The 23,968-nt window shown below is 71.2% G+C and carries 21 protein-coding genes, 1 tRNA gene and 2 riboswitches; of the genes, 14 read left to right on the top strand and 8 right to left on the bottom strand.

Annotation, left to right across the window (positions count from 1 at the left end):
• Positions 1-13: 13 nt before the first annotated feature.
• The gene (gene fgd / locus ACK2IS_RS03750) at positions 14-1,045 is read right to left on the bottom strand and encodes a glucose-6-phosphate dehydrogenase (coenzyme-F420) (protein WP_409484814.1); all 1,032 of its coding nucleotides are present in this window, start codon (positions 1,043-1,045) and stop codon (positions 14-16) included.
• Positions 1,046-1,167: 122 nt separating this feature from the next.
• On the opposite strand from fgd, the gene ACK2IS_RS03745 reads away from it, so the two are divergent.
• From ACK2IS_RS03745 to ACK2IS_RS03735, 3 genes are all read left to right on the top strand, one after another.
• Positions 1,168-2,280 carry a PLP-dependent cysteine synthase family protein gene (locus ACK2IS_RS03745; RefSeq protein WP_409484813.1) on the top strand — a complete coding sequence of 371 codons (1,113 nt, stop codon included), beginning with the start codon at positions 1,168-1,170 and terminating at the stop codon, positions 2,278-2,280.
• A gap of 65 nt (positions 2,281-2,345) precedes the next feature.
• On the top strand, positions 2,346-2,804 hold the full coding sequence (locus tag ACK2IS_RS03740; RefSeq protein ID WP_409484812.1) for a DoxX family protein: 459 nt from the start codon (positions 2,346-2,348) through the stop codon (positions 2,802-2,804).
• A gap of 114 nt (positions 2,805-2,918) precedes the next feature.
• The gene (locus tag ACK2IS_RS03735; RefSeq protein ID WP_409484811.1) at positions 2,919-4,784 is read left to right on the top strand and encodes an ABC transporter ATP-binding protein; all 1,866 of its coding nucleotides are present in this window, start codon (positions 2,919-2,921) and stop codon (positions 4,782-4,784) included.
• Between the two features lie 66 nt (positions 4,785-4,850).
• Here the strand turns inward: ACK2IS_RS03735 and ACK2IS_RS03730 are convergent, their stop codons facing one another.
• A complete protein-coding gene (locus ACK2IS_RS03730; RefSeq protein ID WP_409484810.1) occupies positions 4,851-6,440 on the bottom strand; it encodes a diguanylate cyclase domain-containing protein in 1,590 nt (529 codons plus the stop codon).
• A gap of 191 nt (positions 6,441-6,631) precedes the next feature.
• Here ACK2IS_RS03730 and ACK2IS_RS03725 point away from each other — a divergent pair, with 191 nt between their 5' ends.
• Positions 6,632-8,089 carry an NAD-dependent succinate-semialdehyde dehydrogenase gene (locus ACK2IS_RS03725; RefSeq protein WP_409484809.1) on the top strand — a complete coding sequence of 486 codons (1,458 nt, stop codon included), beginning with the start codon at positions 6,632-6,634 and terminating at the stop codon, positions 8,087-8,089.
• A gap of 74 nt (positions 8,090-8,163) precedes the next feature.
• Positions 8,164-8,712 carry a GNAT family N-acetyltransferase gene (locus ACK2IS_RS03720; RefSeq protein ID WP_409484808.1) on the top strand — a complete coding sequence of 183 codons (549 nt, stop codon included), beginning with the start codon at positions 8,164-8,166 and terminating at the stop codon, positions 8,710-8,712.
• Here the strand turns inward: ACK2IS_RS03720 and ACK2IS_RS03715 are convergent.
• Complete coding sequence (locus tag ACK2IS_RS03715; RefSeq protein WP_409484807.1) at positions 8,656-9,552, bottom strand: nicotianamine synthase family protein; 897 nt, start codon at positions 9,550-9,552, stop codon at positions 8,656-8,658. The two genes, ACK2IS_RS03720 and ACK2IS_RS03715, sit on opposite strands and share 57 nt — an antisense overlap.
• Before the next feature lie 402 nt (positions 9,553-9,954).
• On the opposite strand from ACK2IS_RS03715, the gene ACK2IS_RS03710 reads away from it, so the two are divergent.
• The 3 genes from ACK2IS_RS03710 (at position 9,955) to ACK2IS_RS03700 (ending at position 14,552) form a co-directional block, all read left to right on the top strand.
• Positions 9,955-11,433 carry an NERD domain-containing protein gene (locus ACK2IS_RS03710; RefSeq protein ID WP_409484806.1) on the top strand — a complete coding sequence of 493 codons (1,479 nt, stop codon included), beginning with the start codon at positions 9,955-9,957 and terminating at the stop codon, positions 11,431-11,433.
• A 955-nt stretch (positions 11,434-12,388) separates the two neighbouring features.
• Positions 12,389-13,840, top strand: a complete 1,452-nt coding sequence (locus ACK2IS_RS03705) for a hypothetical protein (RefSeq protein ID WP_407568264.1) — start codon at positions 12,389-12,391, stop codon at positions 13,838-13,840.
• A gap of 148 nt (positions 13,841-13,988) precedes the next feature.
• Complete coding sequence (locus tag ACK2IS_RS03700; protein ID WP_407568263.1) at positions 13,989-14,552, top strand: HD domain-containing protein; 564 nt, start codon at positions 13,989-13,991, stop codon at positions 14,550-14,552.
• Here the strand turns inward: ACK2IS_RS03700 and ACK2IS_RS03695 are convergent.
• Positions 14,523-14,990, bottom strand: coding sequence for an NUDIX hydrolase (locus tag ACK2IS_RS03695; RefSeq protein ID WP_407568262.1), 468 nt, complete (start codon positions 14,988-14,990; stop codon positions 14,523-14,525). The genes ACK2IS_RS03700 and ACK2IS_RS03695 overlap by 30 nt on opposite strands.
• A gap of 41 nt (positions 14,991-15,031) precedes the next feature.
• Positions 15,032-15,778 (bottom strand): XRE family transcriptional regulator, encoded by a 747-nt coding sequence (locus ACK2IS_RS03690; protein ID WP_407568261.1) that lies wholly within the window; start codon positions 15,776-15,778, stop codon positions 15,032-15,034.
• A gap of 140 nt (positions 15,779-15,918) precedes the next feature.
• Here ACK2IS_RS03690 and ACK2IS_RS03685 point away from each other — a divergent pair, with 140 nt between their 5' ends.
• Genes ACK2IS_RS03685 through xerC form a run of 6 tightly spaced genes read left to right on the top strand, consistent with a single transcriptional unit; the run spans position 15,919 to position 21,284 of the window.
• The gene (locus tag ACK2IS_RS03685) at positions 15,919-16,326 is read left to right on the top strand and encodes a plasmid replication, integration and excision activator (protein ID WP_407568260.1); all 408 of its coding nucleotides are present in this window, start codon (positions 15,919-15,921) and stop codon (positions 16,324-16,326) included.
• A gap of 41 nt (positions 16,327-16,367) precedes the next feature.
• Positions 16,368-17,906, top strand: coding sequence for an FtsK/SpoIIIE domain-containing protein (locus tag ACK2IS_RS03680; protein ID WP_407568259.1), 1,539 nt, complete (start codon positions 16,368-16,370; stop codon positions 17,904-17,906).
• On the top strand, positions 17,903-18,277 hold the full coding sequence (locus ACK2IS_RS03675; RefSeq protein ID WP_407568258.1) for a hypothetical protein: 375 nt from the start codon (positions 17,903-17,905) through the stop codon (positions 18,275-18,277). Before ACK2IS_RS03680 ends, ACK2IS_RS03675 begins: the two co-directional genes overlap by 4 nt.
• Positions 18,274-19,860: a replication initiator gene (locus tag ACK2IS_RS03670; RefSeq protein ID WP_407568257.1), complete on the top strand. Its 1,587-nt coding sequence runs from the start codon at positions 18,274-18,276 to the stop codon at positions 19,858-19,860. The genes ACK2IS_RS03675 and ACK2IS_RS03670 overlap by 4 nt, the downstream gene beginning before the upstream one ends.
• A gap of 12 nt (positions 19,861-19,872) precedes the next feature.
• Positions 19,873-20,061, top strand: coding sequence for a helix-turn-helix transcriptional regulator (locus ACK2IS_RS03665; RefSeq protein WP_407568256.1), 189 nt, complete (start codon positions 19,873-19,875; stop codon positions 20,059-20,061).
• A gap of 2 nt (positions 20,062-20,063) precedes the next feature.
• A complete protein-coding gene (xerC, locus tag ACK2IS_RS03660; protein WP_407568255.1) occupies positions 20,064-21,284 on the top strand; it encodes a tyrosine recombinase XerC in 1,221 nt (406 codons plus the stop codon).
• A gap of 20 nt (positions 21,285-21,304) precedes the next feature.
• On the opposite strand, the gene ACK2IS_RS03655 is transcribed toward xerC, so the two are convergent.
• The 3 genes from ACK2IS_RS03655 to ACK2IS_RS03645 all read right to left on the bottom strand — a co-directional run bounded on the left by ACK2IS_RS03655 (position 21,305) and on the right by ACK2IS_RS03645 (position 23,650).
• A tRNA-Thr gene (locus ACK2IS_RS03655) sits at positions 21,305-21,377 on the bottom strand.
• 340 nt (positions 21,378-21,717) lie between these two features.
• The gene (locus ACK2IS_RS03650; RefSeq protein WP_409484805.1) at positions 21,718-22,260 is read right to left on the bottom strand and encodes a transglycosylase family protein; all 543 of its coding nucleotides are present in this window, start codon (positions 22,258-22,260) and stop codon (positions 21,718-21,720) included.
• Between the two features lie 3 nt (positions 22,261-22,263).
• Positions 22,264-22,406, bottom strand: a riboswitch (cyclic di-AMP (ydaO/yuaA leader).
• Between the two features lie 473 nt (positions 22,407-22,879).
• Positions 22,880-23,650, bottom strand: a complete 771-nt coding sequence (locus ACK2IS_RS03645) for a transglycosylase family protein (protein ID WP_409484804.1) — start codon at positions 23,648-23,650, stop codon at positions 22,880-22,882.
• Positions 23,651-23,656: 6 nt separating this feature from the next.
• A riboswitch (cyclic di-AMP (ydaO/yuaA leader) is annotated at positions 23,657-23,801 on the bottom strand.
• Positions 23,802-23,968: the final 167 nt, after the last annotated feature.

The following is a 23,968-nucleotide window of genomic DNA, read 5'->3' as shown; positions in this document are numbered from 1 at the left end:
GGCGTCGTCCAGGTCACGGCGCGGTCGGCAGGGCGCCCACCTGGAGCTCGCGCACCGCGGTCGCCACCTGCTCGGCGAACAGCCGCAGGAAGCGCTCCTGGTCGTGACCGGGCGCGTGGAACACCAGGTGGTCGAAGCCCAGGTCGGTGTAGGCCCGCACCTGCTCGACCACCTCCTCCGGGGTGGACGCGACGATCCAGCGACGGGCGACCTGCTCGATCGGCAGCGCGTCGGCGGCGCGCTCCATCTCGGTCGGGTCGTGCAGCGAGTGCTTCTGCTCGGGGGTCAGCGACAGCGGCGCCCAGAAGCGGCAGCTCTCCAGGGCCGCGGCGGGATCGGTGTCGTAGGACAGCTTGATCTCGATCATCCGGTCCAGGTCGGCCGCCGGCCGCCCGACCTTGGCGGCCCCCTCGACGAGCGCGGGGACCAGCTGGTCGGCATACAGCTCCGGGCCCTTGCCGGAGGTGCAGATCAGCCCGTCGCCCGTGCGCCCCGCGTAGCGCGCGACCCGGGGACCGCCCGCGGCGACGTAGACCGGGACGGGCTCGTCGGGGCGGTCGTAGATCGTCGCGTCGGTGGTGCGGTAGTAGGTGCCCTCGAAGGTCACCCGCTCCCCCGACCACAGCCTCCGCATCAGGTCGACGGCCTCGCGCAGCCGGGCGAAGCGCTCCGGGAACGCCGGCCACCCGTCGACGGACCCGACGGCGACCTCGTTGAGCGCCTCGCCGGAGCCGACGCCCATGACGATCCGGCCGGGGGCCAGGCACGCGAGGGTCGCGAAGGACTGGGCCAGCACCGCGGGGTTGTAGCGGAAGGACGGCGTCAGCACGGAGGTGCCCAGGACGATGCGCTCGGTGCGGGCGGCGACGTGGGCGAGCCACGGGATCGACGCGGGCGCGTGACCGCCGGTGTGCCGCCAGGGCTGCACGTGGTCGGCCACGAAAGCGCTGTCCAGGCCGAGCTGCTCGGCGAGCACCGCGAGGTCCGCGAGCTCCCGCGGGGCGAACTGCTCCGCCGAGGCCTTGTACCCGATCCGCAGCGCCATACCGTCTCCTGGTCCTCGTGATCCGTGTCGGCGCGGGACGACGTGCCTGGTCACCGGCCGGAGCGGGAAGCCTGGCGGATCCTGCCCGTGGCCCACCCTAGGCAGGTGGATACCCTCGACGCATGACAGAGCACGTGCAGCCCCGCGACGTCGACCACCACGACCCGCAGGTGCGCACCTGGGTCGCCGGCGCCATCAAGGCCGTGCAGGCCGACGGCAACCGCTCGGCCGACACCCACCTGCTGCCGGTGCGGCTGCCGCCGGAGTGGGGCATCGAGCTCTACCTCAAGGACGAGTCGACGCACCCCTCCGGGTCGCTCAAGCACCGGCTGGCGCGGTCGCTGTTCCTGTACTCCCTGTGCAACGGGTGGGTCGGGCCGCACACCCCGATCATCGAGGCGTCCAGCGGGTCGACGGCGGTGTCCGAGGCGTACTTCGCGCGGCTGCTGGGGCTGGAGTTCATCGCGGTGATGCCCCGGTCGACGAGTCACGCCAAGGTCGCGCTCATCGAGTCCAACGGCGGCCGGTGCGAGTACGTCGACGACCCGGCCGAGCTCTATCCGCGCGCCATCGAGCTCGCGCGACGGCTGGGCGGGCACTACATGGACCAGTTCACCTATGCCGAGCGGGCGACCGACTGGCGCGGCAACAACAACATCGCCGAGTCGATCTTCAGCCAGCTGGCCCTCGAGCCGCACCCGGACCCCACCTGGATCGTCACCGCCGCCGGCACGGGTGGCACCTCGGCGACCATCGGTCGGCACCTGCGGTACGGCGGCCACCTGACCCGGCTGTGCGTCACCGACCCGGAGAACTCCGCGTTCTTCGACGGCTGGTGCGCGTCCGACCCGCTGACCACCACCTGCGTCGGCTCCCGCATCGAGGGCATCGGCCGCCCGCGCGTGGAGCCGAGCTTCGTGCCCACCGTGGTCGACCGGATGATCTCGGTGCCCGACGCGGCCTCGATCGCGGGCATCCACGTGCTCCACGACCGGACCGGGCTGTATGCCGGAGGCTCCACCGGCACCAACCTGTTCGGCGCCCTCAAGCTCGTGTGCGAGATGCGCGGGCGCGGCGAGGAGGGGTCGGTGGTGACGCTGCTGTGCGACGGCGGCGGGCGCTACGCCGACACGTACTACTCCCGGGAGTGGCTGGCCGGCCGCGGGCTCGACGTCGACCGGTGGCGGCCGACCTTCGAGCGGGCGCTCGACGACGGGGTCTGGCGCGAGCCCTGACCTCCCCGACCTGGGCGGACGTGGCACCTACAGTGGTCGGAACCGTTGCCGACCCGGAGGCCGCCATGTCCCGCTGGACCCAGACGCCCTTCGCCGAGAACCCGACCCGCGCCGCCCTGCTGCTCGGCTGCCGAACGCTGCTCGCGCTGGTCCTCATCGCCCACGGGTGGGAGAAGTTCTCGGTGCTCGGGCTGGACGCCGTCACGGCCCAGCTCGCCCGGCTCGGCGTCCCGGCGCCGCCCGTGGCGGCCTTCCTCGCCGCCACCATCGAGCTGGTCGGCGGGGTCTGCATCCTCCTCGGGGCGTTCACCTGGGTGGCGTGCGTCGCCGTGGCGGTGGACATGCTCGGGGCCTACCTGCTCGTCCACCGCGGCCACGGCGTCCTGGTCGGACAGGGTGGTTGGGAGCTGGTGGCCGCGCTCGGGGTGGCCGCGGTGCTGCTGGCGCTGGCCAGCCCGGGCGCCATCTCGGTCGACCACGCGCTCGACGGCCCGGACCCCGGCCGCTCCCGCCGCCGCGGCTGACCCGGCTTCGCCGCCGTGGTCGACGCCGGGCGCGTGCGGCGTGGTTCTCCGGCCGGCGGGAAGCAGACCGCACCGCGCGGCGTTGGCGCCTGCGGACAACCAGGAGGAGACCCCGTGCACCCAGCAGCCGCGTCGCGCCCCCAGGAGGCCGGCGACGCCGGCACCCTCGCGAGCCTGATCAGGATCATCCGCTTCACCCGCGAGCTGCGGCCGTACTACGCCGTGGTGGCGCTGTGCGCCCTGGTGACCGCGGCGGCCGGCATCGCCACGCCCTTCCTCGTGGGGCGGGCGACGGACACCATCGTCGCGGCGGTGCGGGACCACCGGGGCCCCGAGGCCATGCCCACGCTGGTGTGGCTCGCGCTGGGGATCCTCGCCAGCGAGCTCGTCAGCACAGTGGTGTCCAACGTCGGCGGCTACCACGGCGACGTGCTGTCCAACCAGATCCGGGCGATCCTGTCGACGCGCTACCTCGCCAAGCTGCTGCGGCTGCCGCAGAGCTGGTTCGACGAGGAGATGACCGGCACGATCGTCAGCCGGCTCAACCGCTCGATCACCGAGATCAGCCAGTTCGCCAAGTCGCTGTCCAACACCTTCATCACCCTGCTGGTGCAGACCGGCGCGGTGCTGGTGATCAGCGCGATCTACTACTGGCCGCTCGCCCTGCTCCTGGTGGTCGTCTTTCCCACCTATGTCTGGCTCACCGGGCTCACGTCGCGGCGCTGGCAGGCTCACGAGGGCGACAAGAACGCCCACATCGACACCGCGGGCGGGCGCTTCGCGGAGGTCGTCGGCCAGATCCGGGTGGTGCGCTCGTTCACCCGCGAGCGCCACGAGCTGGCGACCTTCACCGACCACTTCGACCACACCCTCGCAGCGACGCGGGCCCAGGCGCGGCACTGGCACGCCATGGACGTGCTGCGGCGGGCGGTGCTCAACGTGACCTTCGCGGTGATGTACCTGCTGATCTTCTGGCAGACCGTCCGGGGGCGCTTCAGCGTCGGCGAGCTGGTGCTGCTCATCCAGCTGATCACCATGGCCCGGATGCCCGTCGAGATGATGAGCTGGGTCATCGACGCCGGGCAGCGGGCGGTGGCGGGGTCGCGGGACTACTTCCGGGTGATGGCGACCGAGGAGGTCCCGGCGCGGGTGCCGGCGCCGGTCGCGCCGCCCGCGCCGGTGGCCCACCCCACGGTCCTGGTGGACCTGCCCGAGGCGCCCGCGGTGATCGAGTTCGACGACGTGCGGTTCGGCTACGGCGACGGGCCGGACGTGCTGCGGGACGTGAGCTTCGACGTGCGCCGCGGCGAGCGGGTGGCGCTGGTCAGCGAGTCCGGGGGCGGCAAGACCACCCTGGTCAACCTGCTCCTCGGGCTCTACCCCCTGCGGGCCGGGCAGATCCGGGTCGACGGGGTGGACATCGCCACGCTCGACCCGGTCGAGCTGCGGCGCAAGGTGTCGATCGTCTTCCAGGACCCCTCGCTGTTCTCGGACACGGTGGGCGAGAACATCCGCTACGGCGCGGAGCACGCGACGGCCGCCGAGGTGGCGCTGGCCGCCGACCGGGCCAACGCGCGCGACTTCGTCGAGCGGCTCGACGGCGGCTACGACGCGCTGATCGGCGAGCGCGGACTCAAGCTGTCCGGCGGTCAGAAGCAGCGCATCGCCGTGGCGCGGGCCATGCTCAAGGACGCGTCGGTGCTGGTGCTCGACGAGGCCACGTCGGCGCTCGACACCCGCTCCGAGCGGCTGGTGCAGGCCGGGCTCGAGGAGCTGATGCGCGGCCGCACCTCGCTGGTGATCGCGCACCGGCTGTCCACCATCGCCGGTGTCGACCGGATCGTGACCATCAAGGACGGCCTCGTGGACGAGATCGGCTCGCCCGCGCAGCTCGCGACCACCGACGGGGTGTATGCCGAGCTGCTGCGGCTGCAGCGCCGCGGCGAGGACTCCTACCTCAACGCCTACGCCGAGCGGTGACCTACCGGCGGTCGTCGGATCCGCCGGGCTTGGTTGCCTAGGCGAGTCCGACGACCGCCGGTAGGTTCAGGCGGCGCGGCCGCGGACGGTGGCCTTGCCCGCCCGCTTCGCGGCATACATGCACTCGTCGGCCTGGTGTAGCAGGTCGAAGGGGTCCACCCGGGCCGTGTCGTCGGTCATGGCGTAGCCGACGCTCGCGGACACCAGGCCCGGGGGGACGACCTCCAGCGCGGAGCGCTCGACGGCGGCGACCAGCGCGCGGCCCAGCTCGGCGACGTCGACCTCGGAGCGCGGCTCCTCCAGGCGGATGACGAACTCGTCGCCGCCCCAGCGGGCGACGGTGGCACCCATCGGTGCGGTGAGGTGGATCGCGCGGGCCACGACGAGGAGCAGCTCGTCGCCTCGGGCATGGCCGTAGGCGTCGTTGACCCCCTTGAAGCCGTCCAGGTCGGCGACGACGACGGCGAGCGGCCCGCCCGCCCCGTCGTCGTGGTCTACCTGCCGCTGCCAGTAGCCATTGCGGTTGAGCAGCCCGGTGAGCGGGTCGTGCTCGGCCTCCCAGGCCATCTGCGCACGCTCTCGGATACGTCCGGCGGCCGCGCGCGCCACGGCGGCGAGCGACCGCAGCGCGCTGGCCTCGTCGTCGGGCAGGTAGACCTCGGCGGGCAGCAGGTCGGCGCGGATCCACCGGTCGTCGGTGCCGGGGTCGGTGCCGTCGCCGGTCCCGCCGATGGCGAACCACGTCGAGCGTCGCGCCCGGCTCGGCGGCTCGGTGGTCAGCTCGCAGACGACGGCGGGGGCCAGGCGGGGCACGGCGCTGTGCAGGATGGCATCGATGCCGTCCGCGTCGTCGCTGCGCGCGAGCTCGGTGAGCGCCTCCACCAGGATCCCGTCGCGGGCGAGGGCGGTACGTCGTTGGGCACGGGTGTGGACGAGGGTGACGAGGAGCAGCATGGGCACGGACAGCCCGAGCAGGGCCACCAGGGGATCCTCGGAGTAGGAGCACACCGCCGCCAGCGCCCCGGTGCCGGCGCCCAGCAGCAGGAGCGGGCCGCCGCGGCGGAGGCGGGTGGGCGTGGGCGCGTCGGCGACGTGGCGCACCGTGAGCTCGGTGAGCGCGAACTCGCTCAACGTGTGCACGGCCCCGACGACGGCTCCGGCGACGAGCAGCCCGCGCGGGTCGAAGCCGGTCCAGACCGGCCCCCACCCCAGGAGCCGGCCCGAGACCACCGCGGCGACGGCCGAGGCCAGCAGCGAGATCCCGACGTTGACCAGGGCGACCGCGACGAAGTGCTTGCGGGCCAGCTCGACGGCCACCGTGACCAGCAGCCAGAGACCCATGCCCGGCACCACGCCGTACGACGTCAGCAGCACGACCAGCACGCCGGAGTCGAGGACGGCGTGCGTGCGCACCCCCGCGGTGCGCAGCGGCAGCGGGTGCGCGACGGCCCACCACACCAGCCCGAAGGCCGCGGCGGCGGCGCGCAGGTCCGTGCCGATGACCGTGGTGAGCCAGGGGCCGAGCAGCCAGGTGCCGACCAGCAGCACGGCCAGCCCCAGCACCCCCAGCCGCCCGGCCCCGCGGGAGGGCGACCAGGACCGTCCGGGGAGGCCGAAGTGCCGTTGGAACCAGGTGGCGGCACGTCCTTGCGTCACGGTGTCTCTCGGATCGGGCGTCGGTCGGACCTTCATCGTGCCACGCGCGCCCCTGACCCGTCCTGGCCGGGCGTGGGCCGTCCGGGGGACCCTGACGGCTCGACGGGCCGGGCACCGCGCCGCAGCGGCCTGGACGGACCCCCGCCGCGAGGGGCACCATCGACGTCCGGATCCCGGCGAAGGAGAACGAGATGGTCGACGTGCCGGCGTTGCTCGCACGCGTGCCCCGCGACCTGCAGGTCGGTGGCGAGTGGCGGCCCGCCGCCGACGGGCGCACCCTGGAGGTCACCAATCCCGCCACCGGTCAGACGCTCGCCCGGGTCGCGGACGCCGGCCCGGTCGACGGGGACGCCGCGCTCGCGGCCGCGGCCGCGGCGCAGGAGTCGTGGGCGGCCACCGCCCCGCGGGCGCGGTCGGAGATCCTCCGCTCGGCCTACGAGCTGCTGATCGAGCGGACCGAGGACCTGGCGACCCTGATGACCCTGGAGATGGGCAAGCCGCTCGTGCAGGCGCGCGGCGAGGTGGCCTACGCCGCGGAGTTCTTCCGGTGGTTCGCGGAGGAGTCGGTGCGGATCCGCGGGTCGTTCACCGTGGCGCCCGCGGGTGGGAGTCGCCTGCTGACGATGCGGCAGCCGGTCGGGCCCTGCCTGCTGATCACGCCCTGGAACTTCCCGCTCGCCATGGGGACCCGCAAGCTCGGCCCGGCCCTGGCAGCCGGCTGCACGACGGTCGTCAAGCCCGCCGCGGAGACCCCGCTCACCATGCACGCGCTCGTCGGGCTGCTCGAGGAGGTCGGGGTGCCGGGAGGCGTGGTCAACCTGGTGACCACCTCGCGGGCGGGCGAGGTCATGGAGCCGCTGATCCGCGACCCGCGGGCGCGCAAGCTCACCTTCACCGGCTCGACGGCGGTGGGGCGCACGCTCGTCGAGCAGTCCGCCCGGCAGCTGCTGCGGGTGTCCATGGAGCTGGGCGGCAACGCGCCGTTCGTCGTCTTCGACGACGCCGACCTGGACGTCGCGGTCGAGAGCTGTCTGGCGGCCAAGATGCGCAACATCGGCGAGGCGTGCACCGCGGCCAACCGGATCTACGCCCACTCCTCGGTGGCCGCGCCGTTCGCGCAGCGACTGGCGCAGCGGATGCGCGCGCTGCGGGTGGGCGACGGGCTGGACGAGGGCGTCGAGGTGGGGCCGCTGATCACGGCGGCCGCCGCCGACCGGGTGCGGGGGCTGATCACCTCGGCCCTGTCCGGCGGCGCGCGGCTGCTCTGCGGCGACGAGCCGGTGCCCGAGGTCGGGCACTTCGTGGCGCCGACGGTGCTGGTGGACGTGCCTCGGGACGCGGCGCTGGTGCGCGAGGAGATCTTCGGGCCGGTGGCGGCGATCCAGTCCTTCGACGACGAGGACGAGGTGATCGGTCTCGCCAACGCCACCGAGCACGGCCTCGCGTCCTACGTCTGCACGCGCGACCTCGCGCGGGCGCTGCGGGTGGCCGAGCGGTTGGACCACGGCATGGTCGGCGTCAACACGGGCGTCGTGTCCGACCCCGCGGCGCCCTTCGGCGGGGTCAAGGCGTCCGGCTTCGGGCGCGAGGGTGGCGCCGAGGGCATCGAGGAGTACGTCGAGACCAAGTACGTCGCCATACCCTCCTGATCCTGTGCCTGCTCGTGCGGATCGCCCGGGACGCACGCCGGGCCGTCCCGGCCGGTGCGTTATCGTCTGGGCGCATGAGTGGAGTCGCCCTCGCGACGGACATCCACGTCGCCACCTCCCCCGAGGAGATTCATGCCGCGCGGGACCTGGTCTTCGCGGTCAACCGCCGTGACCTGGGTTACGGCTACGACCCGGTGTGGCACCGCGACCTGGACCTCGCCTACGAGACCTATGTGACCACCCCCCGTCAGCTGATGCTGGTCGCGGTCGAGGGGGCCGACGTGATCGCGTGCGGCGGTCTGCGGGTGGGGGTCCCGCAGTCGCCGCCCGCGCTGCGGGAGCGTTATCCCGATCCGTCGCGCGTCTGCCAGGTGGTGCGGGTCGCCACCCACTGGCAGGCCCGCCGGCGCGGGCTGGCGCGCCGGATCGTGGAGCGGCTGGTCGACCACGCGCGACAGGACCCCGCCACCGATCACGTCTACCTGCACACCAACGCCCGCCACCCGGGCGCGGTGGAGTTCTGGCAGGCCATGGGGGGCGAGGTGGTGCTCGACGAGCGCGGCAGCTCAGGCGATCCGCGCCTGGCGACGGTCCACCTGCAGATCCCGCTCCGGGGAGCGTGACGGCGTCCCCGACGCCGCGTGGGCGGTGCGCCGGAAGACGAGCACGGAGTTGACCACGTCGTCGTGGGGGTGCAGCTCGACGACCGGGGTCAGGGCGGTCCCGATCGCGGGGATACCCTCCTGGTGCAGGTCGAAGGGGCAGTAGAGCAGGGCTCGCATCCCGGCCGCCGAGCGGACGAGCAGGTGGCTGTCGTCGGCCATCGCCCGGGCGGTGGCCGCCATGATGTCGGCCTTGGCCGGCACGTCGACGCCCACGAGCGCCGCGAGGATCACCGCGTCGCTACCACCGACGGGCAGGTGTCCGTCGGTGGCGTCGCCCAGGTGCGAGGTGATCCGGCGGCCCAGGCCGAGGGCCCGGATCACGTCGTGGCCGTAGGCCAGGCTGTGCGGATCCCGGTCCACCACGGTCACGGTGATCCCGAGCTCCATGGCCAGCACGACCGCCGTCAGCGGGAGCGGGCCGGACCCGATCATCGTCACCGCGCCGACGTGGGCACCGGCGGCGTGCAGGGCGGACAGCTCCAGGCGCGTCAGCCGGCGGTAGTTGTCGAGGTAGGGAAACTCCTCCAGCGTCTCGAAGGGGTCGCTCGCCTCGAGCAGGCGCTGGGCCCAGGCGGTCTCCAGCCGGGTCTCCCCGCGCCCGCACAGCTCACGCAGGTCGTCCACGGCGGCCGGTCCCAGGCCCGCCCGCACCGCGGGGAAGAGTCCCGGTGGCGCGGTGAGGACGATGTCCACCAGCTCGGAGAAGAGGGCGTTGACGGTGGGACTGGGGCGCAGGTCCGTCCGATGCAGGTCATGACGAATCGCGTTGATACGGTTGATGAATCGCTCAGGGCTCATGTCATCGGACCGTACGGAGGACCGCCCCGGCGCTCCCGTCGAGAGGGGCGCTCTGTGACAGAGGTCATGCCTCTTGGGCCGACCGTGCACCAGTCTGTGCTCCTGCTGAGGGTCCGCCCGACGTATGCCGAAAATGCTGCTGCGGCCCTGCGGCAACGACACGCAAGATCACCGGTCACGGCCGCCTGGCACCGACCGCGGCGCGCTTCCTCCCAGCCTGGGCACGCGATGGGTGAACTCTGAGCCCTGGCATGACCCGCCCACTGCGGATCCGCTCTCGCGTCACGAAAGTCGTTGACGTCGTCCACAGCTCGTCGCAAGGGTCCCGAAACCCGTTGGGGTCGTCCACAGTTCAACGAGCCCGCTGGTGGGGCAGCATGGGGGGCGCCCTACGGTGGCCGCATGGTCGTCATACCGATCTCGGATCCCCCCGTCGACTCCGAGCGCCGCGTCGCCCAGGCTCTGCAGGATCGCCCGGGGGCCAAGCCGATCCAGGGCGTGCTGCTCGTCGGACCGCTCAAACCCGCCCACGTCGACCTGCTGGTGCTCACCCCGCACGGCTGCGTCGTGGTGGAGGTCAAGGGAGTTCTCGGCGACACCGGGGGTCTCGTCGAGGCTCCCCTGCAAGGGGACTGGACGGCGGGCGGGGCGTCCATGGACCTGTGTCTGAAGGACGGGGACGTCAACCCCATCGGCCAGGCGGAGGGATATGCCAAGCAGCTGGGCGGGATGCTCCGCGACCACCCGACCACGCCGCTCCCGTCCGCCTTCGTCCCCGCGCTCATCGTCGTGACCCAGCCCGGACGCTCGACGGCCCCCACCCTGCGCCTGCCCCCTCCGGGTTTCCTCGGCTTCGCCGACGACCGGCACCAGGTCACGGTCGTGGCCCATCGTCCGTATGTCGCCGGTGTCGGTGGCGACCGCAGCGCGAACGTCGGGCCCCTGCGCGGCTACTTCCACGGGCTCGGCGGCAACGGGCGCAGCCGGGACTGGGACCTGGAGTCGGTGGCCACCTTCTTCGACATCATCGACCTGCCGGCCGAGAAGCGCCCTGACGAGCAGGCGCTGCGGGCCGAAGGATTCAAGCCGCGCCCCTTCGTCCGGGCCTCGGTGGCAGAGGAACGTCCGAGCCGGACGCGGCCCCTCCCGGTGCAGCCGGTCGAGCCGACGCAGCCGGTGCAGCCGGTCGAGAAGGCGCAGCCGGCGCACCCGGTCGAGACGGCGCAGCCGGCGACCCAACCATTCGCTCCCCTGGCCCCGCACGTCCAGGAGTCGGCCGCATGGCCCTTCCCGCCTGCGGCGTCCCACCCGGATCCGGTCCCGACCTGGGAACCCGCATGGACCTACGCGCCTGTCCCACCGGCTCCCCCGGCCCACGCCGTCCGGGGCTGCCGAGGCTGTCTCGGCATCGGCCTGCTGGGACGGGGGTGCCTGCTCCTGGCCCTCCTCCTGGTGCTCACGGTCATGGTCCTCCCCCTCGGCGCCTGGCTCTGGCAGCACGCGAGCACGCTGGCCGGCAGCTCACTGCACCCGCCCGCATTGGCGCCCGCCGCTCTGACCATGCCCTCGGGCAACATCACCTGCTGGGACACGGGGTCGGGCGTGCGCTGCACCATCGTCGAGCACGACTACCGGGCGCCGGCGCCACCTGCGGCCTGCCGGGCTGCGAATGCCTGGGGTCGGACCGTCGAGCTGACCCACACCCGGGCGGCCGCCCTCACCTGCCCGCCCGCGACCCCGGCTCCGCGCGGAGCGGTGCTGCCGTACGGCCAGTCCCGCGTCCTGGGCACGGCCACCTGCCGGTCCACGACCTCGTACGTCGAGTGCACGGACGGCCCGCACGGGCTGCGCCTGGCGAGGGCGGACTACCGCGTCTGGTGACTCACCGGTCAGCGGATGCCCGGCGCTGAAGCAGATTGAGGGCGCGTAGCTGCCGGAGGGCCTCGAACCCGCAACCACCTGTCTCTGTTCAGAGTCCTTCGGTGGAGTTCGGTCGCATCGCTGAAACGGGACCCGAACTGCACAGACGCGCTACCGCCCCCTCGATCCGCTCAGGCGAGTCACGGTGGCTTCGGCATGAAAAGAGTGACGAAAGAGGTGACGCGGCACCGAGGCCGATGGCGTCTCGTTCCGGCGTGATCCGCCACGTGCTGGTGTTGGTGAGGTTGGCGCGGGCTGTGGCGGATCGCGTCGGGTCGCGGGTCCGGGCGGTGGAGCCCGGCAGGAGGAGGCGACGGCGGCGCTGAGGAGCGCTGCACGCACTGGCGGTCGTTCTTGGCATGGGGCGTCTCGGGCACTGGCTCGGGGCGCCCCTTCGTCATGCCTGGGCCCAGGATGCCTGCGGCGGCCGAGCGCGAGAACGGCCGCCAGGCCGCAGCGCAGCGCCGGCCGCCGCAGGCGGACGGGCCCGCGCGCCGAAGGCACGCCTTGAACCAGTACAGAAACTCCTCACCGGGTCGAGACAGGACACGCGCGGCGGGCGACGCCCCCTCGAGGGATATATCCTCAAAGTGTGGCACCGGTGCCCTGCCTGCCCGCACTTGCCGGTCAGCCACCTTGAGGAAGCGCTACCCATCCCATTGACCCTGCACCGCGTCGAACTCAGGCTGGGGCATCTCGGGGTCGTGGCAGATTTGGGCGAGGGCCTTGCAGAGTCGCCTGCCACCTCACACTGCCGAGGCAGGAGGCGATGCGATCGCCTGTTCCGTCTGTCATGAGGCAGCTCCGGACATCGAGGGGCGGATCCTTAAGGCGCGGCAGTCAGAACGCCCTTCCCCTCCGGGCCGGAAGCGTTGCTGCGTGCGACAACAGAAGTCGTCGCCCCTAGAATTGGAGAATGGCATACCCACGTGTTTCGGAGTACTACGGTCTTAACTCATCGCAGGGCGCTCTCGACTTCGTTGATGTTCGCATCAAGGGGGACACTCCTCTATTCATAGATCCGATCGCTATCGAGCGACTGGATTCGCCATGGACGAACGCCTGCACTTCAACTATTCAAAATTTCTTCCAACGCGTCCTTGACGCTATTTGTAGCGGTGACACTCTTGCCGCAAACAGCCTACTGAGCCACCTCCGGGAGGATAATTCCACAAGGCTTGGCTATTCGGGAACTTCGAGTGGAAGTGGCATGGGGGTCCATCTCGCATCGGAACTTTATGATGCGCTGGCTGGAAGTAGAGCAATTAGCACTGGTCTAATATCCGACCTCGAAGACACTGCTCTCCTGATAGACGACATTCGGGAGGATAGAATTTCGGACCTGGTTACGAACATTATTCGCGAACATCTGATTGAATACACGCAGCGGACTGCTGGCTACTACGGCATTGAGTTACAGCCAGGACTAACGGTGGGGCCGGTGTGGGACTGTGCGCGAGCCCAGTGGACACCCAGCCTTACGGAGCTCCCGGTGCCAAGTCATGGCGGACCGTTGCTGCTGGTCCCGAAGGCCATTGTGGGTAAGCTTTTGGCCTGCGATCCCGGCAAGTATTACCGCCACTACGTGCTCCCATATTTGCAGCAGGTTGAACTGCAGCGCAGATCTCCGCTGGTTCAGGTATTGAAGAGTGGAAAGATGCGGGTTACAAAGAAGGCAGTCGAGGAGAAGTACCTGGGATCCGGGCCGCGAGCAATGAAGTCCCTGAGCGTGCAGGTGACTACGGAGCACCCAGACCTGCTGAGCCATATCAAGAGAGCAGGATTGAGCAAGGCACCAGCTTCCGCCGAGGTCATTGCTGGTGCAACCGAGACCGACCTTCCCGATCTAGACGTCCTGGCAGAAAAGGTCACCGCCCTAGAGCCTGGCAATAGAGACGCCAATCTCTATGAACGAGCCGTGGAGTCACTACTCACCGCCCTCTTTCACCCACACCTGGTCAACCCAATTCGGCAGGAGCAAATTCACGAGGGGCGCAAGAGGATCGATATTTCGTACACCAACGCGTCCAAAGAGGGTTTTTTTGCATGGCTAGGAAACCACTACCCTGCCGCGAACATCGTGGTTGAATGCAAGAATTACACACGCCCTGTCGGAAACCCGGAATATGATCAGATTTCAGGAAGGTTCTCCCCTTCGCGCGGAAAGGTAGGCTTGCTTGTTTATCGGAACTACGAGGAGAAGAGTCAGGTAATACAGAGTTGCCGTGACACGGCGAAGGACGATCGCGGGTGGATCATCCCGCTGGATGATTGTGATTTACTGGAACTTATAGAGGAAGGGAAGGGCGGGTCCGTCGCCGCAGTTGATGGACTGCTGCGGGAGCGCTTCAGACTGCTAAGCGCTTAATTGTCGACATCGTTTGCGACTTGCCTGTTTCCGTGGGTAAGAGGAGGTCTGACTATGCCTCATAGTATTGCCTCCGGGAGGCGCCAGTCATGCCTGTGGCCACTCGCGCAGGGGATGCCTCCGCCCCATGGTGCTGAGAGTATGGAGCGTGACCATCTCGATGCCTTTCGCTCGCACCCTTGCAGCCGCCCTCACATCCGAACTGCATCCCCGGTGGGAGCACCTGCAGGCCGTGGGCCAGAGGGCCGAGGAGTTGTGCGAGCGGGTCGATCTGCCGGAAGTCGTGGCGGTGGCGGCGTGGCTGCATGACATCGGGTATGGGCCGGCGATCGCCCATTCTGGGTTTCATCCGTTGGATGGGGCGCGGTTCTTGCGGGATGAGGGGTGGCCGGCGGAGGTGACTCGGTTGGTGGCCTGGCATACAGGGGCTGGTTTCGAGGCGAACGAGCGTGGTCTGCTGGCGCAGCTTGAGGACGAGTTCGGGCAGCCTGACGCGGCGGACCTAGACGCGCTGACGATGGTGGACTTGGCGACCTCGCCCACGGGTGAGCCGATTCTGGACGTGCGGCGGATCGCCGAGATTCTGTCGCGGTATGACGAGGGTCACCCGGTGCATGAGGCGGTCACGGCATCGCGGCCGTCGTTGCTGGCGTCCTCGCGTCGGGCGAAGGAGAGACTCGGGCTACCGCAGGACTGGCCGGTCTGCTGTTAGCGCGTCCTCGATCCGCTGCCGCATGGACGGGTGCATATCGAGGGCGTGCAGCTCGTCGGGGTGGATCCACTCGACGCGGTCGCTCTCGCTGCTGGTCGCGGCTTCTCCTCCGGTCAGGCGGGCGCGGAAGGCTAGGGAGAACTGCTGGCGCACCTCGCCGTCGTCGTAGGCCATGACGTGCCCGGGACTGGTGTAGGTGCCGGTCAACGTCACTACCTCGACGTCGTAGCCGGTCTCCTCCTTTACCTCGCGGATGACGGTGTCCGTGATGGTCTCGCCGATGTCGTGGCCGCCGCCGGGGAGTGCCCACTTGCCGTTGTCGGTCTTGTGGATGAGCAGCACCCGCCCGGCCTCGTCCTGCACGATGGCGACCACGGACGGTACGACGCTGTTGGCCTGGGGTGCGTTGGGGTCGTCGATGTAGTCGATGCGCGTCATACCCGTTACCGTAGGGGGCGCGGGGCCGGTGAAGCCAGAGGTCAGGCCTCGACGGTGCGGGCCTCATCCCAGGTCTTGTCGTAGCTGGACAGGTAGTGGGAGAACAGGCGGCCTCCGGGCACGCGTTGGATGTGCAGGACTGGCGAGTGGGAGGCGGCGACGCCGTAGGCGTGCGTGTTGACCAGCACTGTCTCATCGAACCGGAACAGGGAGTTGTAGAGGGTCGCGTTGTGCTGGCGGGCCTCGATGCCGGGCACGCGCATAAGTGGCTGCAGGTACTTCCACGTCAGGGCGCATCGGCTGCCGAGTAGGTCTCCGATGCCTTCCTCGTCGCCGCGCAGTGCGACGGCTGGTGAGGTCGGGCCTCCGAAGAGGAGACGGACGCGCACGCCGGCTCGGGCGCGCTCGGCCAGGACGTCGGTGAAGCCGGGGATGCTGTCGTGCAAGAAGCTCGCGGCGAACGCGAGGAGGTCGACGGACTCGCGCGCGCTCGTCGCCAGCGACAGCCACTGGTCTGCCGGCACGGCGCCTCGGTTCGGGAACATGGTCACCAGCTCGGCCTGGGCGGCGCTCATGGCCTGCCGTGTGTTGGCGGTCGACGGCCACAGAAACACGTCGTCCTGCCCGAGCACCTGGGCTGTCTTGAGGCGGTGCGTTCGGTGCGGTGCCCGGCCCTGGGTGATCCACCGCTCAACGGTCTTGGGGTCGACGCCCACCTGGTCGGCCAGCGTCGCGGGGGTGTGCCCGGCCGACAGGATCGCGCCGCGCAGTCGCTCATTCGTGCTCATGAACCCACCTCACGTTTAGGGACGTTTCGATAGTACTCAGGACGTCCCTAAACATCCATCGGTGTGGTGATGACGTCCTGTGCTGACGCGGTCTCCTGGTGTCACCCCGAGGAGCGGGGCCGATCCCAAGGAGTTGAACCATGGCTATTCAGAAGCGTTTCCCCGTGTCGAATCAGGACGTGTTCCCTGCCGGGTGTTGGTTGGTGGCGGAGGTGTCGGCGGTGCTGGACTTCAACGCTCCGTCGCGCGCTGACGGTTCGAAGCCGCAGCAGCTGTGCAAGGACTCGGGGTTGCCCCTGTGGGCGGTGCAGGTGTTGGACGCGGATCCTGAGGCTCCGAAGGCGTCCAAGACGGTGACGGTGAAGGTCGCTGCCCCGCATCAGCCGGTGCCGCCGGTGAACGAGACGCCGTTCCCGTTCACGCCGGTGGAGTTCACCGACCTGACGGCGCTGCCGTGGGTGGACACCAGCGGTTCTCGTCCGCGGATCGCGTGGTCGTTCAAGGCCTCCGGGCTTGTCGCGCCCGGCAAGAGCGCGAAGGCGGCGTGAGCCATGACCGGGAGTCTCGGACGGCGTGAGGGGGTGCCGTCATGATCACCACCACCACGACCACTCGCCCGCTCGGGGCTACCCGGGTCGAGGTCGCGCGAGCTGAGGACCGGGAGCCGACCTGGGGTGTCGCGGGGCTGTTGGTCCTGGGGTGCCTGGACATCGTCACCGGCCTGGCCGTCACGGCGTGGCGGGCGCCCCTGCTCGTCCTCGGCCTCGCATGGGTTTTGGGGGATGCGTGGGCCTGGCACGAGCGCGCGTGGCTCCCGGCCGTCCTGCTCCTGGTCGTCCCCCTCGCCGTCCTCGCGCTGGTGTGGTGGCGCCGTTCGGCCTGGCTGGTCCGGCTGCGGTCGATGATCACTGGTCAGTGGTTCCGGGTGACTGTGTATAGGCCGCGGTGGCAGACCGCGTGCGACGGCGCCGGCCTCACCAAGCGGGTCGGGAACGAGGTCCACGCCCCGGGCCTGGCGCGGCATCGTCGTGTGGGGCACGTCGACCGACTCACGGTGCGCATGGCGCCCGGGCAGACCGTCGCCGACGTGACCAAGGCGTGCCCGGCTCTCGCGTCGACGCTGACCGCGCACTCGGTGACCGCCCACGCCGCGACCCGTCCCGGGTGGGTTGTCCTCGACGTCCTGCGCCGCGACCCCCTCACCGGCGAGCGGACCTCGACCGACCCCGCCCGGCTTGCGTCTTCGGGGCCGGTGGTGCTGGGGGTGGACGAGCACGGCGAAGACTTCACCCTCGACCCCTACTCGACGCCGCACGCCGCGATGCAGGGCGCCACCCGCTCCGGCAAGTCCAGCACCTGCTACACGCTGCTGGGTGCGTTCGCGCACCGCCCGGACGTGGTCGTGACCGGCGTGGACCCGTCCGGCATCCTGCTGGACCCGTTCACCACGGGGCGCGGCGCCGGCTACATCGCGACCGGCACCCGGCCCGAAGACCTCGACCATGCCGGCCGTGTGCTCGCCGACCTGGTCGCGCTCATGGACGACCGGGTCCGCGATCTGCGGGCAGCCCGCGTGGACAAGCTCGACGGCCACTCGCCGGCCGTCCCGGTCGTGTGGGTGGTCCTGGAGGAGTACCCCGGCCTGCTCGCCGCCGCCCGCGCCCTCGACAGCCAACGCGGCGCCAAGCCCGGCGACCGGCTCGCCCCCGCTCTGGAAGCCGCCGTGGGCCGGCTCGTGAAGGAAGGCGCGAAGGTCGGTGTGCTCGTGCTGGTCCTGGCGCAGCGGATGAGCGCCGAGGCGGTGAAGACCGACGACCGCGCCAACCTCGGCCTCCGGGTGACCCTGCGCGTCGACAACGCGGATGCGGTCGGGATGCTCCACGACGGCCTCGACCGCGCCCAGGTCGACACCGTCCGCTCCTTCGCCCCCGGCGTGGCGCTGGCCGAAGCCCCCGGGACGGGACTGCGGCGGGTGCGGATGCACTACACGGCGTACGCCACCTACCGGGCCCGGGTTGCCGCCGGCCTGGCGACCCAGGACGCGCCGGCCCTGGGGGCCGACCTCGTCGGCGAAGTCATCCCCCTCACCACCACCGACCCCGCACCCTCGACGGGAGACGCGGCATGACCACCACCTCGGCCGACTGGACGTCGCGGGCGGCGTGCGCGGGCCGGCTCGACCTCCCGTGGACTCGTGACCTGGCGGACGTGTCCGCGTGGGACGCCGAGTCCATGCGCGCCACCTGTGCGGCGTGCCCGGTCGTTCTGGACTGCGTCGCGGCGGTGGACGACCTGGACGTGACGGGTGGTTGGTGGGCCGGGCGCGACCGCGACCCCCACGCCCACACCGTCCACGCACTCGCGCCCTCCTGGGCCACCACCACTCCTGACGTGCCCGCGCGGGGTACGGCCTGGCAACCTGTCCGCACCCGCCACGGCCGCCTCGTCGCCGAGCAAGGCACCCTGTCTCTCGCGCTGCTGACCGGCGGTGCCGCGTGAGCGTTCTGGACAGCCACAGTGGCGCACCCACCCGCACCCTGGGAGGCGCCGACCCGGCGTCGTTTCCGGGGTTCGGGGAGGGTGCACCGCTGGACCTGCCCAGCCTCACCCCCACCCAGCACGCCGACATCCTCTCCCGCCTTCTCGACGGCACGGCGGACGCCTTCGCCGACGCCCTCGCCTCGGTCGGGAACTGCACCAGCCCCATCCGGTTGACCGGGTCCTCCCAGATCCTCGACGCCGCGACCGGCGAAGTCGTCTCGTCGTACTCCTCCACGTCGGCGCCGCTGGGTGAGGTGCTGATCCCCTGCGGGAACCGCCGCGCCCACATCTGCCCCGCCTGCTCCCGCACCTATGCCCGGGACACCTTCGAACTGATCCGCGCCGGCGTCGCCGGCGGCAAGACCATCCCCGCCACCGTCGCCGCCTCGCCCCTGCTGTTCGTGACCTTCACCGCCCCCTCCTTCGGCTACGTGCACGGCACCCGCCCCGGCGGCGGGAAGTGCCGGCCCCGAAGCAGCGACCGGGTCGAGACCTGCCCCCACGGCGTCCGCCTCGCCTGCAACACCGTGCACGACGACGAAGACCCGAAGGTGGGTGCCCCGCTCTGCGCGGATTGCTACGACTGGACCACCGCGATCGTGTGGCAGTGGCACGCCCCCGAGCTCTGGCGGCGCACCACCATCGCCGTACGCCGCCGCCTCGCCGCCGCCCTCGGCATCGCCCCGTCGCGGCTCAAGGACGTGGCGTCGCTGCAGTTCGCCAAGGTCGCCGAGTACCAAGCACGCGGCGCCGTCCACTTCCACGCCCTCATCCGCCTCGACGGACCCGACGGCCCCGGTAGCCCCGCGCCCATCACCGGCGACGTGCTCGCCGAAGTCGTCCGCGACGCCGCCGCCGGCGTGACCTGCCCCGCACCACCGGCCGCCACCTGGGACACCCCCAAGACGCTCGCGTGGGGGCAGCAGCTCGACGTCAAGACGGTGACCAACGGGCCGAGCCACCTACGCACCTCGGACGAGCTGAGCGCCGAACAGGTCGCCGGGTACCTCGCCAAGTACGCCACCAAAGACGCCACCGACCTCCGCACCCACGGCCACCGACCCCACCTCGCCCGGCTCGCCGAGCACGCCCGCCACCTCGCCCTCCTCGCCGCCATCCGCGACGGCCGCCGGCGACTCGGGAAGACACCCACCGCCGGCGCCCTCGACCCCAAGACCGACCGCGACACCTACGCGCTGCTCGGGAAGTGGGCGCACATGCTCGGATTCCGCGGCCACTTCGCCACCAAGTCCCGCCGCTACAGCGTGACCCTGGGCCGGCTGCGGCGGGCACGCCAGAGATTCCAACGCCTCACCGCCCAGGCGCAGCGCGAAGGCCGTCCCCTCGACACCCGCGACCTCGAACGCCGGCTACTCGCCGACGACGAGGACGAGACCACTCTCGTGGTCGGTTCGTGGACCTACGCCGGCACCGGCTGGCCACGCCCCGGAGACGCCACCCTCGCCACCGCCGCAGCCGCACGCGCCCGCGAGTACGACCAATGGCGCGCCCAGCACCGCACGCACTCCCCCACCCGATGAAAGGAAGCCGTCATGTGCCACCGACTCGACCCGTTGTGGACCCCCAAGCAGCTCGCCGAGTACCTGTGCATCCCTGTCCAGACGCTGTACGACTGGAACTGGAAGGGCGCCGGCCCGACGCCGATCAAGGTCGGCCGGCACCTTCGCTACCGCGAGAGCGACATCATGGCGTGGCTCGACGTGCAGACCGTGGCGGCCTGACGATGCCCCGTCGTGCTCTCGACCCCGGCACCTGGGGCAACATCACCACAACGAAGGAAGTCACCGACTCGGGCACCGTGTGGCGCTGCCGCGCGAAGTTCCGCGGCTTCGACGGGCGTTCACGCGTCATCCAGCGCAAGGCCACGACGCGCAAGGCTGCCCGTCAGGCCCTCGACGACGCTCTCTCGGAGGCCGCCGCCCAGGGTCAGAACGTCCTGACCTCGCAGGACACCTTCGACACCGCGGTCACCGCCTGGCTCGACGACCTGGCCGACCTCGTCGCCATGGGCGAGCGGTCGCCGTCCACCCTCGATCACTACCGACACACCTGGCGCAAGCACGTCTCCCCTGCTCTCGGCGGTCTGCGCCTGGCTCAGGTCACCGTGCCCGTGGTCGACCGGTTCGTGGTCGGGCTGCACGGCTCGGTGGGGCCGGCCACGGCGCGCACCTCCCGCGCCATCGTGTCGGGAGCGATGGGCCGGGCCGTTCGGGAAGGGGCCGTCGCCGCGAACCCGGCGCGAGAGGTGCGGCGCCTCAGCGGACGCCCGAAGAACCCGCCGCGCGCGCTGACCGATGACGAGCGCACCCGCTGGTTCATGGCCCTCGCGAACAACGAGGCCGCGGTCCGGCACGACCTGCCGCAGCTCTCGGCGTTCATGCTCGCCACGGGCGTTCGCATCGGCGAGGCGCTGGCCCTCGTCTGGCACGACGTCGACCTGGCTGCAGGCACGGTGCACGTCACCTCGACGCTGATCCGCGTCAAGGGCCGCGGCCTCGTGCGCAAGACGACCAAGACGCAGTCCGGCAACCGCCCCCTCGTGCTGCCGCTGTGGTGCGTCGCCATGCTGCGGGAGCGAGCCGCGGTCGGGGTCGCTCCGGACGAGCCGGTGTTCGGCACGATCGACGGTGCCTTCCGTGACCCGCGCAACGTCTCGCGCTTCTTCGCGCAGGCACGCAAGGACGCGGGCCTCGAATGGATGACGTCGCACTCGTGGCGCAAGACCACGGCGTCAGTGCTCGACGGGTCCGGCCTGTCTGCTCGCGTCATCGCTGACCAGCTCGGGCACTCGCGCGTCTCGATGACTCAGGACGTCTACCTCGGCCGCCGGATGGCCGACCCGCGCGTGGTCGAGGCGCTCGAACTCGTCGACCCGCGGCTCGCGCTCGGTCACGAAAAGAGTGACGAAAAGAGTGATCCACCGCTTTCAGGAAGGGTGCTGTGATGCATTTCCCCTGGTCACAGAGCTGGAGAAGGGACTCGAACCCTCAACCACCTGTTTACAAGACAGGTGCGCTACCGATTGCGCCACTCCAGCGGGTGACGGGGCGCCGTGCGGGCGGGCCGCCGTCATACGTGCCGTTGATCCTAGCCGCCGCCCGCTGCCCGGCACGAACGCGCGGCCTGCCGGGCGGCGCCGCGCGAGATGCCACCCGTAGCCGCGACAGGCCGTGGGAATGGCGCCACGTGCCCCGAGTGGCGCGACGAGGGGGGCGTGGCCGGGCGAGTGGGGGCATGGCGCGACGGGAGGGGACAGGGCGCGGAGGCTCCGCGGCGCCGCAGGTGGGCCGCGGGAAGGGACATGGCGCGAGGGCCGGGCTCCCTGCGGGAGTCCGGCCCTCGGTGGGCTGCTGGGTCAGGCGCCGGGGCGCCCGGGATCAGCGGCGGACGTAGACGCGCACGTAGTAGCGCTTGCCCGAGCGGGTGTAGCGCTTCTTGAGGATGTAGCGCTTCTTGTGGATGCGGTGGTGGCGCTTCTTGACGACGCGCTTCTTCTTGACGACCCGCTTGTGGGACTTCTTGACGACCTTGCGGGCCTTGGAGCGCGAGGCGGCCGCGCCGGCGCGGCGCGAGCAGACGGGCCAGGCGCCGGGGCCCTGGACGGCCATGACCTTCTCGGCGATGGCGATCTGCTGGGCGCGGGAGGCGCGGTTGGCGGTGGGGGCGTAGGCGCCGCCACCGAAGGCCAGCCACGTGGACCGGGTGAACTGCAGCCCGCCGTAGAAGCCGTTGCCGGTGTTGATGGACCAGTTGCCGCCGGACTCGCACGCGGCGATCGCGTCCCAGTTGGTGGCCGCGGAGGCGGAGGGGGCGGACGCGACGGCGCCGCCGACGGTCAGGGCGGCCGCGGTCAGACCGACGGTCGCGATGTTCTTGGGGGACCGCTTGGAGACCGCGCGGTGCTTCGGGGTGAAACGCATGAAGTTTCCTCTCCTGACGACGCCTGTGAAGTGAGCTGTCGGGTTCGGGCGGTCAGGTGCCCGGCCGCGGTTGCGGCTTCACCCCGAGACCGTGCCGGAGCGCGGTCGAAGTGGTTCCTCCATCGTCGTCCTGGCGCCCGGTCACGGTGACCGGCGAGATGCCCCCGGACGACGCTCGGCGTGGGGACATGCGCATGTGAAAGTTCCTGGTCTATGTAGTTGTCCCCCACCTGGACCGGGACGGCTGGGCCGACCGGTCCGGGTGGGGTTCCGTGCCGTTTGGGGGTCGGCGCGGCAGTGCGCGACCACACTAGGGGCCGTTATCGAGGCGAGACAAACGTCCGGGCGCGGGCGCGTCCGGGCGACGGGTGCAGGCTGTGACAGACACACCCGCACGACTCGCCATTCGTCCCCATCTAGCCGGTAAGTCCGGCTACGTTGTGTAGTTTTTGTGGCCTCGGTCACATCCGGCGACGAGCGGATGCCAGAGCGCGTCGCGGACGGAGCCGGGACGTCGTCGGGGGTCGACCCGCAGGCCGACCCCCGACGAGGCGCATCGCGTCACCGAGCTGCGGTGTGCCGCAGGCCCCGGCATCGCCGGGTGCCTCGGCTCACCGGCTCAGCGTGCGGAGAACAGCAGCGCCCAGGTGCGCGGGCCGGGGTAGCCGTCCGCGTCCGAGCCGGTCCAGCCCAGCGCGCGCTGGAAGTCCGCCACGGCGGCGCGGTCGGCCTCGGTGAAGACCGGGCCGGGCCCCACCTTGTAGTGGCTGCCGAAGCCGCGCTTCACGAGCTGCTTGCCCAGGAGGGTGACGGCCGGGTCACGGTGACCGAGCACGAAGGCGCCGCGGCCCGGGAACGCCAGGGCCGAGGCCGTGGCCCGACGGGCCGGAGCGGCCGGGCGGGTGGCCTCGGCAGCGCGGACCTTCGTGGCACCCTTGGTGGCCTCGTGGGAGCGGGTGACGCGCGGGGTGTGCTCGACGGCGCGACGCCCGGTCGAGCGCGAGGAGCGCGGGCTGTCCGCGGTGCCGGCGGAGGCGCCGCCGTTGCCGCGGGTCAGGCCGGCCTTGCGGGAGCACACGGGCCAGGCGCCCGGGCCCTGGCCGGCGAGGACGCGCTTGGCGACCGCGATCTGCTCGGCCTTGGAGGCGTTCTGGGCCGAGCCGGTGCCGCCGTACGCACGCCAGGTGCTGGCGGTGAACTGCAGGCCGCCGGAGAAGCCGTTGCCGGTGTTGATGTTCCAGTTGCCGCCGGACTCGCACGCGGCGACGCGGTCCCAGACGTCCCCGCCCGCGGCCTGGGCCGAGGTGGAGGTGGCGACCCCGCCGACGGCGAGGGTGGCGGTGGCCAGGCCGGTGGCCAGCCAACGGGTGGGCATGGTGGTGCTGAGCATGGAGCGTCCTTTCCTGACATCGCCTGTGAAGTGAGCTGTCGGGTTCGGGCCTGTCAGGTGCCCGGCCGCTGGGCGGCTTCACCCCGAGGCCGTGCGCGTCGGCACGGCCGGTGGTGGGTCCTCCACCAGCACCCTGCGGCCCGGACCAGGGTGGTCACGGCGTCTGGCGACCGCGGGTGCTACTCGGCGAACGGTCGCGCCAGGTCTAGCTGTTGGGACAGAGGTGCTGTCCCCCGAGACGAGGCGGGTGCCTCGCGAGGGCGGCCGGACCAGCGGGTCCTACCGACCGGTACGACGATAAGCACGGGCTCCGGCCCC

The organism is Arsenicicoccus dermatophilus (genome assembly GCF_046267915.1).
GTDB classification, from domain to species: Bacteria; Actinomycetota; Actinomycetes; order Actinomycetales; family Dermatophilaceae; genus Arsenicicoccus; species Arsenicicoccus dermatophilus_A.
This window is presented reverse-complemented; position numbering and strand designations above follow the sequence as displayed.